This is a genomic window from Parafrankia sp. EAN1pec (assembly GCF_000018005.1).
In the GTDB taxonomy this organism is placed as follows: Bacteria; Actinomycetota; Actinomycetes; order Frankiales; family Frankiaceae; genus Parafrankia; species Parafrankia soli.
In genome coordinates, this window is sequence record NC_009921.1 from 4618617 (window position 1) to 4632352 (window position 13736).

Sequence of the window (13736 nt, forward strand, 5' to 3'; positions counted from 1 at the left end):
TGTGCGGTTCTCGGGCTGCGACCGGTTTCGGTTGGGTCTGATAGTGTTTCGGTGGCTTTGGCGAAGGGGAAACGCCCGGTTCCATTCCGAACCCGGTAGCTAAGCCCTTCAGCGCCGATGGTACTGCGTGGGTGACCGCGTGGGAGAGTAGGACGCCGCCGGAATTCTTTTGGTGGGGGCTGTTTCTGGCTGTGGCCGGGAGCAGCCCCCACCTGTATTTCCGGACCTTTTCCCGGCCGATGATCCGGGCGGCTGTCCGCCGGCTGGTCGGGTACGACTCCGCTGGTCGGAGACGGCTTTGGAACCTCGCGAGAAGAGACCCCGCAGATAGGGGACTCTGCGTCGGTCACAGTCGGGCGCGCGGCCATCACGTATCTCCTCGTCGAGTTCTTCGCTTTTCTCGAAAAGATCACGCGGTGGTCGCTTTGCGTCACGGACTGCCACTCCGGCGAGTCGCTAGACGATCGCTATCCGTACACCACGTGCGTGGACTCCACTCGGCGATCGGAACTGTGGTCCGGGAGACGTGTTCCTGGTGGACGCGTGGGAAACATGCTGGCGAGTGCCGCGTGGGGAGGTGCACGTGACCGACGCCTATGGTCGCGGCGGCGCCACACCGCCGTCCCGGTGGGATCCGGTCGAACCGGACCCGGTGGCCGGGCTACTCGCCACCGCCCGTCGCCGCCTGGGCATGGATCTCTGTTGGTTCTCCAGGCTGATCGGGGGAGCCCAGGTGATCGAGGCGTGCGACGGCGACGCCGCGGCCTTCGGTGTCCACCCCGGCTCGACGGTGCACGATCCCGGCCCGCACCGCTCGAATGCTCTAGCCGAACGTGCTCTAGCCGAACGCCCGCCTCCGGTCGTCCGCAGGATCCGCCCGGAGGCGGTGACGTCCGAGGCAGCGGGGCCGGCGATGACCGGGGGGCCGCTGGCCGACCGGCCCGAGATCGGCTCGTACATCGGAGTTCCGGTGACCCTGGCGGACGGCCGTCCGTACGGGATGTTGTGCTGCCTGAGCCGCGACGCCGACGTGGCGACGCCCGGCCGCAAGGCGCGTTCGCTGGCCCTGCTGGCGGAGGTGCTGTCCGCCTCGATCTCCGACCGGCGGTCCGGCGGGGAGGACCGGGAGGCGGCGTGGTGGCGGATCTGGCGGCTGATCGAAAGCGGCGGCCCGACGATGGTCTTCCAGCCGGTCTTCGACCTGCCGTCGCTCGACTGCGTGGGGGCTGAGGCGCTTGCCCGGTTCCCGCCCGGTTCGGGTGGTGCCGAGCGCTGGTTCGCCGACGCCGCCGCCGTGGGTCTCGGCCCCGCACTCGAACTGTCCGCGATCCGGTCGGCGCTGCGCGCGTTCACCCGCCTGCCGCCTGAATTCGGGCTCGGGGTCAACGCCTCACCGGCCACGATCCTCTCGGGGCGGCTGGCGGATGCGATCGCCGATATCCCGGCCGACCGACTCGTTGTCGAGGTCACCGAGGGTGACAAGGTCGAGGATTATCTGTCGGTCCGCTGCGCGCTGGGCGTCCTGCGCCGTGAAGGAGTCCGGATCGCCGTGGACGACGTCGGTGCCGGCTACGCCAGCCTGCATCATCTTGTGCAGCTCCAGCCCGACTTCATCAAGATGGATCAGTGTCTCACCCGGCGGATCGACGCTGATCCGGCGCGGCGCGCGCTCGCCGCCGCGCTGGTGCACTTCGCCCAGGAGACAGGCAGCCTGGTCCTCGCCGAGGGGGTCGAGACCGCGCGGGAGCTCGGTGTCCTGATCGGCACGGGCGTGCACCAGGCGCAGGGCCACTACCTCGCCCCACCCGGTCCGCTGCCACTGCCCGCGAGCGCCAACCGGACCCGCCCGCCCGATACGGCTTAGGTGGCTCCGGGGCCATGGGGCCCCGGCTCCGGAGTTCGGTCGGGACCGGACGGGCTGGAACAGCCGGTCCGGCGAGGTCACGGAAGCCAGGGCTGGCCGACGGCCATCACGCGTCCTCCCGCGTCGAGCCGCAGGATCATCAGGCTGGACGGACGGGCGGCGACGAACTCCCGCAGGTCCGCGAGGTCACCGGTCTCGTACTCCTCGGGCCGCACCGAAAGAACGACCCTGACCGTAGGCGTCACCACGTAGTCCAGCGTCGTGCCCTCGACGTCGTCGATGCGGTATCCGTCGAGGCAGGATTCCGCGTCGCCGGACTGCGGGGTGCAGAGGACGTACTTCGACCGGTCGAGGCTCAGCACGGTGCCATCGGGGCCGTCGGAAATGCCGACCACCCTGCCGATGTCGTGCACCTCACCGAAGCCGGCAAGTGGCGGGTACGCGGAGGTCGGCAGCGGCGTCGGCACCGGCGCTGGCGAAGGCGCCGGCGACGGCGGCCCGCTCGTCCCGACCGCAGGGGATGGGCTCGAAGTCAGCGATGTCGATTCGGGTGAGGCGCTCCCACCCGAATCGCTGGAGCAGCCCGCGAACATGATGACGGCAACGACCATCACGCCGAGCCGGCTCGACAGACCGACGATTCCGCGATAACTCAAAGTAAAAGGACAACAGCCCATAGTGAAAGACCTTATCGCGTCGTAGGCAGGGGCTATCTGTCCGGTCAAAATGCCGATGATCACTGGACGGGTACGCGTGCAGTTCCCGCCGTCGCGATTCTCGCCCGGGCGTCGAATAGCAAAGTATGCGTTCACTCCTGTTTCGGTGTCAATCGATGATCACGTCCCGGCGGCGGAGCGCGACTGGAGTCCGCCGCGGCCGGCCACGGCGGGGAGTTGACGTGCCGCGCGTTACGGGGCAAAGGTCGACCGGTGGGATGACCGCCGCATACCTCGCCGACGAGGAGACGGACATGCTGGCGCTACGGCTGAACCTGACCCAGCCCGGTCTGGACCCCAGCGAGATGTCGGCCCGACACCAGGCCGCTCTCGAGATGTGCGCGCACGTGGAGGAACACGGCTTCGACCTGGTCAATCTCGAGGAGCATCACGGCGTCGACAACGGCTGGAGCCCCGCGCCGCTTGCCCTGGCGGGACTTGTCCTCGGCCGGTGCTCCCGCCTCCCGGTCCCGATCGCCGCCCTCCTGCTGCCGTTGCACGATCCCATCCGGGTCGCCGAGGACATCGCTGTCCTCGACCTGGCGTCCGGCGGGCGGCTGAGCGTCGTCCTCGGTGTGGGCTACCGCCCGTCCGAGTACGCCGCCCACGGCAAGGACTGGGCGCGCCGCGGGGCGCTGATGGACGAGTGCGTCGACACGCTCCTCAAGGCATGGACCGGCGAGCCCTTCGACCACCGGGGGACCACGGTGCGGGTCACGCCGAGGCCGTTCACCCAGCCGCACCCCCCGGTGATGATCGGTGGCAGCTCGAAGGTGTCCGCGCGCCGGGCGGTCCGGTTCGACCTGCCGTTCGCGCCGGCGGGCTGGTGCTCATGTCGATCCCGAAGCCGCCGATGTTCGACGTGTCGACCAGCGGCCAGCTCGCCGAGCTGGTGGCCAAGGGCGCCGGTGGGACGCTGTTCCTCGAGACCGACGACTGCCAGGCCTCCTACGACGAGCTGCGCGCCCGAGGGGTGGAGTTCAACGCCCCGCCGACCAGGCAGCCCTACGGCATCGACACGTCCTTCCGTGACCCGTCCGGCAACAACATCCGGCTCACGCAGGTCCTCGAATTCTCGCCCGACCGGACCTGAGTCGGCCGGCCTCCGGACCCGGGAGGCAGGTCGGGTGATCCGGACACGGTGAACACCGGTTCGCGGGCGCTCCCGATGACCGCGGGCATAACAGTGTGCGAACTTGCTTGCGGTATCCGCCGTAGCGTGCCTATTCTCCCTCGAAGTGATGCCCTCCTTGCTCGTGGCCCGCGGTTCCGCGCGGGCCGGTTCGAACACGAAGTGATCTTTCTTCCGAACATGATTGGGCTGGGATGTCCGTCCAGACTGTCGGGCCAGGCACGAGGCGGGGGACCGGGCGCGGGTATGAGTCCGCCGGTCGAGGAATAGCCGGAAGACGCGCTACCCGCGGTGTTCCGCCGTACCGCGCGGCAGGCGCTTCAGGGCGACTACCTGGGCTTTTACCCGCGTAAAACGCGCGGCGAAACCCTTCCGGTCCCGACTGGGGGAAGGGTGTTCGCGCCGGTCCTTTCCTTCGGTAGCCGCGGGTGATTCATCGAGTGGCGCGCCATGGATCCGCAGGTGGATTCCAGCGCGCGGTGATGTCCTCGCGGGGCCCCGACCTGCACGGGAGAAGCGTTGGCGGGACACGAACACCCCACCTGGCGGGAGGCCCTCACCGGGCTGCCCGAGGCCGAACAGCACCGGCTTCTGCTCGACCTGGTACTCCGGCAGGTGCGCCGGGCCGTGGGCGACGGGCGCGGCCCGTTCGACCCGCGGACGCCGTTCGTCCGGCTGGGGCTCGGCGGAGGAAGCACGGCCGGTTTCCGGGACGCCCTGGGCGGCGAGCTCGGCCTGGCACTGCCCGCCACGCTTCTGTTCGACCATCCGTCCCCGGCGCGTCTCGCCGACCATCTCAGGACACGGGTTCTCGACGCACCGGACCACCCGATTCCGCCTCCGATCGCGCCGGACCCCCCGGACCTGCCGGACCTGCCGGCTTCGCGGGCGCCGTCGGCCTCGGCCGCGCCGCCGGACGACCCGATCGTGATCGTGGCCATGGCCTGCCGGTTCCCCGGAGGGGTGCGTAGCCCGGAGGATCTCTGGCGGCTGGTCGCCGAGGGCCGCGACGCCGTCGTCGACATCCCCGCGGACCGCGGCTGGGACCTGGCCACCCACTTCGATCCCGATCCGCGCCGCTCCGGCACCTTCTACACGACCCAGGGCGGCTTCCTGGACGACGTCGCGGGCTTCGACGCGGCCTTCTTCGGGATCTCGCCGCGGGAGGCGCTGGCGATGGACCCGCAGCAACGGCTGCTGCTCGAGGTCTCCTGGGAGGCGTTCGAGCGGGCCGGCATCGACCCGCTCTCCCTGCGCGGCAGCCGGACCGGCGTCTACACCGGCCTCCCCGTCGCGGACTACAGCCCGCCCTGGCGGACGGCCCCGCCCGTTGTCGAGGGCCACCTGATGAGCGGGACCCTGCCCAGTGTCGCCTCGGGCCGGGTCGCCTACACCCTGGGGCTCGAGGGCCCCGCGATGACGATCGACACGGCGTGCTCGTCGTCGCTGACGGCCATGCACCTGGCGGCGCAGGCCCTGCGCGCCGGCGAGTGCACCCTGGCGCTGGCCGGCGGGGCCACGGTGATGGCCACCCCGGACGTCCTGGTGGAGTTCAGCCGCCAACAGGGCCTGGCGCCGGACGGCCGCTGCAAGTCGTTCGCGGACGCCGCCGACGGCACCGGCTGGGCCGAGGGCGCGGCCGTGGTGCTGCTGGAACGGCTCTCCGCCGCGCGCCGCCACGGGCGCGCGGCGCTGGCGGTGCTGCGCGGCAGCGCGGTCAACTCCGACGGCGCGTCCAACGGGCTGACCGCGCCCAACGGGCTGGCGCAGCGGCGGGTCATCCGGGCGGCGCTGGCGAGCGCGGGCGTCTCGCCGTCCGACGTGGATGTCGTGGAGGCGCACGGCACCGGGACCAGGCTGGGCGACCCGATCGAGGCCCAGGCGGTCATCGCCGCCTACGGGCAGGACCGGCTGGCCGACCGGCCGCTGTGGCTGGGCTCGTTGAAGTCGAACGTCGGGCACACCGTCGGGGCGGCGGGGGTCGGCGGCGTGATCAAGATGGTCCTGGCGCTGCGGCACGGCGTGCTCCCGCGCACCCTGCACGTGGACGAGCCTTCGGCCCGGGTGGACTGGTCGGCCGGGCACGTGCGCCTGCTGACCGAGCCGGTGGTCTGGCCGCGCGGGAACGGCGTCCGCCGGGCCGGTGTCTCCGCCTTCGGGGTCAGCGGCACGAACGCCCACGTCATCATCGAGGACGCCCCCCGCGCCGAGCCGGTTCCACCCTGGCTCGACCAGGCCGGGCTCGACGAGGCCGGACCGAATACCGGCGGCCGTGACCAGGCTGCGGGTGACCCGCCCGGGGGCGGGCCCCCGGCGGGCGAGGAGCTTCCATGGCTGCTGTCGGCCGGGTCGGAGCCGGCGCTGCGCGAGCAGGCCGTCCGCCTGGCGGCCCGGGTCGAGAGCGAGCCTCGGCCGGGCCTGGCCGATGTCGGCTGGTCGCTGGCGGCGGGCCGCGCGGCGCTGGCGCACCGCGCGGCCGTCGTTGCCGGCGACCGGGAGGGCATGCTGCGCGGCCTCGGCGCGCTGGCGCGGGGTGAACCGTCGGCGGCACTGATCCGCGGCTCCGCACGCCCGGACCGCCAGACCGACCGGCTTGCGTTCCTCTTCAGCGGCCAGGGCTCCCAGCGGCCGGGGATGGGCCGGTCGCTGCACGGCCGGTTCCCGGTGTTCACCGAGGCGTTCGACGCGGTCACCGCCCGCCTCGACCGGCATCTTCCCCGGCCGCTGCGGGACGTCGTGTTCGCCGGCCCGCTCCCGGACGCGGCGCTGGAGCGCACAGAGTTCACCCAGCCGGCGCTGTTCGCGCTCGAGGTGGCGCTGTTCCGCCTGCTGGAGTCCTGGGGCGTGCGGCCGGACGCGCTGCTCGGGCACTCCGTCGGCGAGCTGGCGGCCGCGCATGTGGCCGGCGTGTTCGACCTGGACGACGCCTGCGCGCTGGTCGCCGCGCGCGGCCGGCTGATGCAGGCGATGCCGACCGGCGGCGCGATGGTCTCGCTGCGGGCGTCGGAGGAGCAGGCCCGTGAGCTGATCGCCGAGCTGGGTGCGCGCGCGGCGGCCGCATCCGGTTCCGCGTCGGGAGCGGTGGACGTCGCGGCGGTCAACGGACCGGAGTCGGTGGTCGTCTCCGGAGACCTGCGCCCGGTCGAGGAGATCGCGCAGCGGTGGCGCGCCCGCGGCGGAACGGCGACCCGCCTGCGGGTCTCGCACGCATTCCACTCCGCGCACATGGACGGCATGCTAGAGGAGTTCCGCGGGGTCGCCCGCGGCGTGACCTTCCGGGCGCCGGCCGTCCCGGTCGTCTCCAACGTCACCGGCGCGATCGTCGCTCCCGACGAGCTGTGCTCGGCAGAGTACTGGGTGCGCCAGGTCCGGGCCGCGGTGCGGTTCCGCGACGGCGTCGACCGGCTGCACGAGCGGGGCGTGCGGACCTTCCTGGAGATCGGCCCGGACGCGGTGCTCTGCGGCATGGGGCAGGACTGCCTCCCGGCCGGCTCCGACGCCGTGTTCGTCCCGAGCCTGCGCCGTGACCAGGCGGAGCAGCCCGCGCTGGCCCGGGCCGTGGGCAGGCTGTGGATGGCTGGCGCCGATGTCGACTGGGCGGCGTTCTTCGCCGGCGCGCGCCGGGTCGATCTGCCGACCTACCCGTTCCAGCACCGCCGCTTCTGGCTTGGCGACCACCTCGCCACTGCGAACGCGCCCACCCCGGGCACCGCGGGCGAGCCTGCCACCGCGGACGGCGCGACGCCGGGCCGGCCGCCCGCCGCCCGCCGGTACCGGGTCACCTGGACGCCGGTGCCCACGGCGAAGGCCGCGAAGGCCGCGGGGCCCGGCCGGTGGCTGGTGGTGATCCCCGCCGATCTGACCGCGGAGGACAGTGTCGGCGACTGCGTCGAGAGCTGCGTCCGGGGTCTTGAGGGCAGGGACGCCGAGGTCGTCCGGTTCGAGGTGGACCCCGCCGCAGCCGACCGGAGCTCGCTGGCCGCCCGTCTCGCCTCGCTCGACCCGCCGCCGGCCGCCCGGGACGTCTCAGGACGCAACGCTCCGGGGCATGACGTTCCGGGGAGTGACGTTCCGGGGTGTTCGGTGGATGTCCCGCTGGCGGGGGTGCTGTCCCTGCTCGCGCTGGATGTCCGGGAGCTGCCCGGCCGTCAGCCGGTCACCCGGGGCCTGGCGGGCACGCTGGTCCTGGTGCAGGCCCTCGGCGACGCCGGGGTCGAGGCGCCGCTGTGGTGCGTGACGCAGGGGGCGGTGTCGATCGGCGGAGCCGACGCGGTCACGAGCCCACCGCAGGCGCAGGTGTGGGGCGCGGGGCGGGTGGCCGCGCTGGAGCTGCCACGCCGGTGGGGCGGCCTGGTCGACCTTCCCCCGGCCGTCGACGGGACGGCGGCCGACCGGCTCGCTGCCGTGCTCGAGGGCGGGCCGGGCGAGGACCAGGTGGCGATCCGCCCGTCGGGCGTGTTCGGCCGCCGGCTCGTACCGGCCCGAACGACCCGCACCGACAGCGACAGTGACAGCGCCGGTGGCGGGTGGCGTCCGCGCGGAACGGTGCTGATCACCGGTGGGACGGGGGCGCTCGGCGCGGCCGTCGCACGGTGGTGCGCGGATGCCGGGGCGGCCCGGCTGGTTCTGACCAGCCGTCGGGGCGCGGCGGCCCCAGGCGTGCCCGAACTCGTCGCCGACCTGGCCCGGCGCGGCGCGGCGACGACCGTGGCCGCGTGCGACGCGGCGGACGGCGACGCGCTTGCGGAGGTGCTGGCGGCCATACCGGCGGACTGCCCGCTGACCGCCGTAGTCCACGCCGCGGGCGTCGCCGGCGGGTTCACACCGCTGCAGGACGTGGACGTCGCCGAGCTCGCCGAGGTGCTCGCGGGCAAGGCCGCGGGCGCCCGGGTCCTCGACGAACTGGTCGGCGACCGGCCGCTGGACGCCTTCGTGCTGTTCTCCTCCATCGCCGGCACCTGGGGCAGCGGCGGCCAGTGCGGGTACAGCGCGGGCAACGCCTACCTCGACGCGATGGCCGAGTACCGCGGCGCGCGCGGGCTGGCCGGCACGGCGCTCGCGTGGGGGCCGTGGGCGGAGGGCGGGATGGCCGTCGATCCCGCGATCGCGGGCCACCTCCGGGACCGCGGGCTGGTTCCCATGCCGCCGGACGAGGCGGTCGCCGTGCTGGCGGATGCAGTGGGTGACGAGCGGTGCCTGACCGTCACCGACGTCGACTGGGCCCGGTTCGCCCCGGCCTTCACCGCCGCCCGCCCCAGTCCGCTGCTCGGCGACCTGCCGGAGGTCCGCGCCGTCCTGAACCCTCCCGACCCGTCCACGGGACCCGCCGGTGGACCGGTCGCCGGCGGGGAGGCCGGTGACCGCGGCGGCGACGGGCCGGCGGCGCTGCTCGGGCGCCGAGCCACGATGCGCACGGCCGAGTGGCGACGGTTCCTGCTCGACCTGGTGCGGGCCGAGACCGCCGCCGTCCTCGGGTACGACGCCGCCGACCAGATTCCCGCCGACCGGGCCTTCGTCGATCTCGGGTCCACCTCGCTGACCGCCGTCCAACTGCGGGCGCGGCTGGCTGAGCGCACCGGGCTGCGGCTGCCCACCACCGTGGTCTTCGACCATCCGACGTCGACCGCCCTCGCCGAGTACCTGGCCGCCGAGCTCCCCGGCGGCCCCGACGGCGACCCGGCACCGGCCGGGGCGGCGGAACCGGCCTTCGCCGGGAATCACGTGACGCCGGCACCCGGCCCGCACGGCGCGGCCGGGGACGACCCGATCGTGATCGTCGGCATGGGGTGTCGCCTGCCCGGCGGGGTGGCCTCGCCGGCAGAGCTGTGGCGGCTGCTGGCGGAGGGCACCGACGCGGTGTCGGAGTTTCCGGTGGATCGGGGTTGGGATGTGGCGGGTCTTTATGATCCGGTTCCTGGTCGGGTGGGTCGGAGTTATGTGCGGTCGGGTGGTTTTCTGGCTGGTGCGGCTGATTTTGATGCGGGTTTTTTTGGGATTTCGCCGCGTGAGGCGTTGGCGATGGATCCGCAGCAGCGGTTGTTGTTGGAGGTGTCGTGGGAGGCGTTGGAGCGGGCGGGGGTGGATCCGTCGTCGCTGCGTGGCAGCGACACCGGCGTCTTCGTCGGCGCCAACATCCACGACTACGCGACGCTGCTCGCGGCAGGCGGGGAGAACACCGAGGGGTATTTCGCGACCGGCACCGCGAACAGCGTGATGTCCGGTCGGGTGGCGTATGTGTTGGGGTTGGAGGGGGCGGCGGTGACGGTGGATACGGCGTGTTCGTCGTCGTTGGTGGCGTTGCATCTGGCGGTGCGGGCGTTGCGTGCGGGTGAGTGTGGGATGGCGTTGGTGGGTGGGGTGACGGTGATGTCGACGCCGGTGGGTTTTGTGGAGTTTTCGCGGCAGCGGGGGTTGGCTGCTGATGGGCGGGTGAAGGCGTTTGCGGAGGGTGCGGATGGGACGGGGTGGGGTGAGGGGGTGGGTGTGTTGGTGGTGGAGCGGTTGTCGGTGGCGCGGGCTCGGGGGCATGGGGTGTTGGCGGTGGTGGCGGGTTCGGCGGTGAATCAGGATGGTGCGTCGAATGGTTTGACGGCGCCGAGTGGTCGGGCGCAGGAGCGGGTGATCCGGGCCGCGCTCGCGGACGCGGGTGTGGGCCCGTCCGAGGTCGACGTGGTGGAGGGGCACGGGACGGGCACCCGGCTGGGCGATCCGATCGAGCTCGGCGCGTTGCTGGCGACCTACGGGCAGGGGCGGGAGCCGGGCCGCCCGCTGTGGCTGGGGTCGGTGAAGTCGAACATCGGGCACGCGCAGGCGGCCGCCGGGGTGGCCGGGATCATCAAGATCGTGGAGGCGCTGCGCCATCAGGCGGTGCCGGCGACCCTGCACGTGGACGCGCCCTCGTCGCGGGTCGACTGGTCGACTGGGTCGGTCGAGGTGGTCACCGAGCCGGTCGCCTGGCCGCGGCAGGCCGCCCGGGTCCGCCGCGCGGGGGTCTCCTCGTTCGGGATGTCGGGCACGAACGCGCACGTGATCATTATGGAGGCCCCCGAACCCGACCTGGAGGCCACGCCCGGCGCCGGCGCCAGCGCCGTCGCCGTGCCGTGGCTGCTGTCGGCGCGTTCGCCGGCGGCGCTGCGCGGGCAGGCCCGGCGGCTGCTGGACCACCTGGCGGGCTCCGCCGATCGGCTGCCGGTGCCTGATGTGGGTTGGTCGCTGGTGCGGGGCCGGGCAGCACTGGAACACCGGGCGGTGGTGCTGGGCCACGGCGCGGGAACGGGCAGCGACGGGGACCGACCGGCGGCGTTGCGTGCGTTGGCGGAGGGGGAGTCTGCCGAGTCTGTGGTGCGGGGGCGGGTTGGCACAAGTGGTGATCGGGTGGTGTGGGTGTTTCCGGGGCAGGGGGCGCAGTGGGTGGGGATGGGCGCGGAGCTGTTGGACGCCTTGCCGGTGTTTGCGGGTCGGGTCGCGGAGTGCGCGGCGGCGTTGGCGCCGTTTGTGGATTGGTCGTTGGTGGATGTCCTGCGTGGTGTGCCGGATGGGTCGGGGATGTCGGGTGCGGGGGTGGTGTCGCTGGAGCGGGTGGATGTGGTGCAGCCGGTGTTGTGGGCGGTGGCTTTGGGGTTGGCGGCGGTGTGGGAGTCGTGGGGGGTGCGGCCGGATGTGGTGGTGGGGCATTCGCAGGGGGAGGCGGCGGCGGCGTGTGTGGCGGGGCTGCTGTCGTTGGAGGACGGGGCGCGGGTGGTGGCGTCGCGTAGTCGGGTGATCGCGGGTGGGTTGGCTGGTGGTGGGGGGATGGTGTCGGTGGGGTTGCCGGTGGTCGAGGTGGAGGTTCGGTTGCGGGAGTGGGCTGGTCGGGCGTGGGTGGGGGCTGGTCGGGTGGAGGTGGCGGCGGTGAACGGGCCGTCGGCGACGGTGGTCGCCGGTGAGCCTGCGGCGTTGGACGATCTGCTTTCCGTCTGGGAGGCGGAGGGTGTTCGGGTTCGTCGGTTGCCGGTGGACTATGCGTCGCATACGGCGCAGGTGGACCGGGTCCGCGACCGACTCACCACGGAACTTGCCGGGATCGTCCCGCGCCCGGGTGACGTGGCGATGTGGTCGGCGGTGACGGGACGTCCGGTGGGGCCGGGGGCGCTGGACGGGGAGTACTGGTTCCGGAATCTGCGGTCGCGGGTGCGCTTCGACGAGGCGGTGCGCGGGCTGCTGGCCGAGGGGCACCGGGTGTTCGTGGAGATCAGCCCGCATCCGGTGCTGACTGCGGCGATCACCGAGACGGCCGAGGTGGCCGGCGTCCCGGACGCTGTGGTCGTGGGGTCGCTGCGGCGCGGCGACGGCGGGCCGGACCGGCTGGCGGCGGCCGCGGCGCAGCTGTGGGTGCGCGGTGTTCCGGTGGACTGGGCCCCGCTGGTGGCCGGGGGCCGTCCGGCCGAGCTGCCGACCTATGCCTTCCAGCACCAGCGCTACTGGCCTGACGCGCCCGCGGTGCGTGGCGGCGCGCCCGATCCGGGCGTGCGGCCCGCCGACCATCCGATGCTGGGCGGCGTGGTACCGCTGGTCGACACCGGTGGGCTGCTCCTCACCGGTCTGCTCTCACGGGGCTCACAGCCCTGGCTCGCCGACCACGCGGTCGGTGGTGCCGCACTGCTGCCCGGTGCCGTGTTCCTCGAGCTGGCCGTCCAGGCCGCGGACCAGACCGGCTGCGACGAGGTCGCCGAGCTCACCCTTGAGGCGGCCCTGGTCGTTCCCGAGCACGGCGGTGTCCACGTGCAGGTCGCGGTGGGTCCGCCCGACGGCGCGGGCCGGCGCCCGCTGGCCGTCTACGCGCGTCCGGACGGTCGAAGTCGGCCGGGGGACCCGGAGGGGCCGCAGGAGCCGTGGGTCCGGCACGCCCGGGGCGCGCTCGCGGTGCGGGCCCCGGGCGGCGTCGCCGCGGACCCGGCGTTCGACCTGGTCGTGTGGCCGCCGAGCGGAGCGCGTCCCGTCCCGGTCGACGACCTGTACCCGCGCCTCGCCGCGGCGGGCGTGGACTACGGCCCGGCCTTCCACGGGGTGCGTGCGGTGTGGCGCCGCGATGCGGAGCTGTTCGCCGAGGTCGGCCTGCCCGAACCGCTGCGGGGGACGGCCCGGCGGTTCGCCCTGCATCCGGTGCTTGTCGACGCCGCCTTCCAGCCGCTCGTGCTCGATCCGGAGCTGGGGCCGCGGCGGCTGCGCCCGTTCTCCTGGAGCGCCGTCCGCGTGCTCGCGGACGGCGCGTCGACGCTGCGTGTGCGGCTGTCGCCGGCCGGCGCCGACGAGGTGGCCGTGACTCTCGCCGACGGCACGGGCCAACCGGTCGCCGAGGGCACGCTGGCACTCCGGCCGGCCTCCCCGGCACCCGCGGTGGCACCCCCGGGCCCGCCGCCCGCGGCAGCCGCGCCGGTGCCGGTCATTCCGGCCCGGCGGGCCGCCGCGGACGCGGACCAGCCCGATGCCTCCTCGTTCGCCCGGCGGCTGGCCGGCCTCGCCGGGCCCGACCAGGAGCAGGCCCTGCTGGAACTGGTCCGCGCTCAGGCGGCCGCGGTGCTCGGCCACGAGGGTGCGACGGCCGTCGCGGATGACCGCGCGTTCCGCGATCTCGGCTTCGACTCGCTCAGCGGGGTCGAGCTGCGCGACCGGCTGACCGCCGTCACCGGGCTGCGCCTGCCGGCCGCGCTGGTCTTCAACCATCCGACGCCGCGGGCCCTGGCCGGCTACCTGCGGGCCGGGCTCGAGCCGGGACGGGCGGGCACCGCCGCCGCCCTGGCGGAGCTGGACCGCCTCGAAGCCGCGCTCGGCACGGCCGCCGAGGGCGACCGGTCCGTGCTCACCGAGCGGCTGCAGGCCCTGCTTTGGCGGTGGACCGACACCCCGGCCGCGCCCGCCGGCGGCACGTACGTCCCCGCCGGGGAGGACGACGACTTCGAGTCGATGACCGACGACGAGATGCTGGAGGTGATCGACCGGGAGCTCGGCGCGCTGTGACCCGTCCGTCCTGATCAGCCCGACGCTG

At 73.7% G+C, this 13736-nt stretch carries 4 protein-coding genes, 1 rRNA gene and 2 pseudogenes; 6 read left to right on the forward strand and 1 reads right to left on the reverse strand.

Annotated elements, in window-relative coordinates:
- Positions 1-47: 47 nt before the first annotated feature.
- Positions 48-164, forward strand: a 5S ribosomal RNA gene (gene rrf, locus FRANEAN1_RS18845).
- 419 nt (positions 165-583) lie between these two features.
- On the forward strand, positions 584-1864 hold the full coding sequence (locus FRANEAN1_RS18850) for an EAL domain-containing protein (RefSeq protein WP_347176669.1): 1281 nt from the start codon (positions 584-586) through the stop codon (positions 1862-1864).
- A gap of 77 nt (positions 1865-1941) precedes the next feature.
- On the opposite strand, the gene FRANEAN1_RS43675 is transcribed toward FRANEAN1_RS18850, so the two are convergent.
- Positions 1942-2259: a hypothetical protein gene (locus FRANEAN1_RS43675; protein ID WP_347176670.1), complete on the reverse strand. Its 318-nt coding sequence runs from the start codon at positions 2257-2259 to the stop codon at positions 1942-1944.
- Here FRANEAN1_RS43675 and FRANEAN1_RS43680 point away from each other — a divergent pair.
- The 4 genes and pseudogenes from FRANEAN1_RS43680 (at position 2249) to FRANEAN1_RS18870 (ending at position 13708) form a co-directional block, all read left to right on the forward strand.
- On the forward strand, positions 2249-2515 hold the full coding sequence (locus FRANEAN1_RS43680) for a hypothetical protein (RefSeq protein WP_347176671.1): 267 nt from the start codon (positions 2249-2251) through the stop codon (positions 2513-2515). The genes FRANEAN1_RS43675 and FRANEAN1_RS43680 overlap by 11 nt on opposite strands.
- Before the next feature lie 400 nt (positions 2516-2915).
- A pseudogene (locus FRANEAN1_RS43685) lies at positions 2916-3341 on the forward strand (LLM class flavin-dependent oxidoreductase); the annotation flags it as partial.
- A gap of 59 nt (positions 3342-3400) precedes the next feature.
- A pseudogene (locus tag FRANEAN1_RS43690) lies at positions 3401-3673 on the forward strand (VOC family protein); the annotation flags it as partial.
- A 558-nt stretch (positions 3674-4231) separates the two neighbouring features.
- The gene (locus FRANEAN1_RS18870) at positions 4232-13708 is read left to right on the forward strand and encodes a type I polyketide synthase (RefSeq protein ID WP_020461412.1); all 9477 of its coding nucleotides are present in this window, start codon (positions 4232-4234) and stop codon (positions 13706-13708) included.
- Positions 13709-13736: the final 28 nt, after the last annotated feature.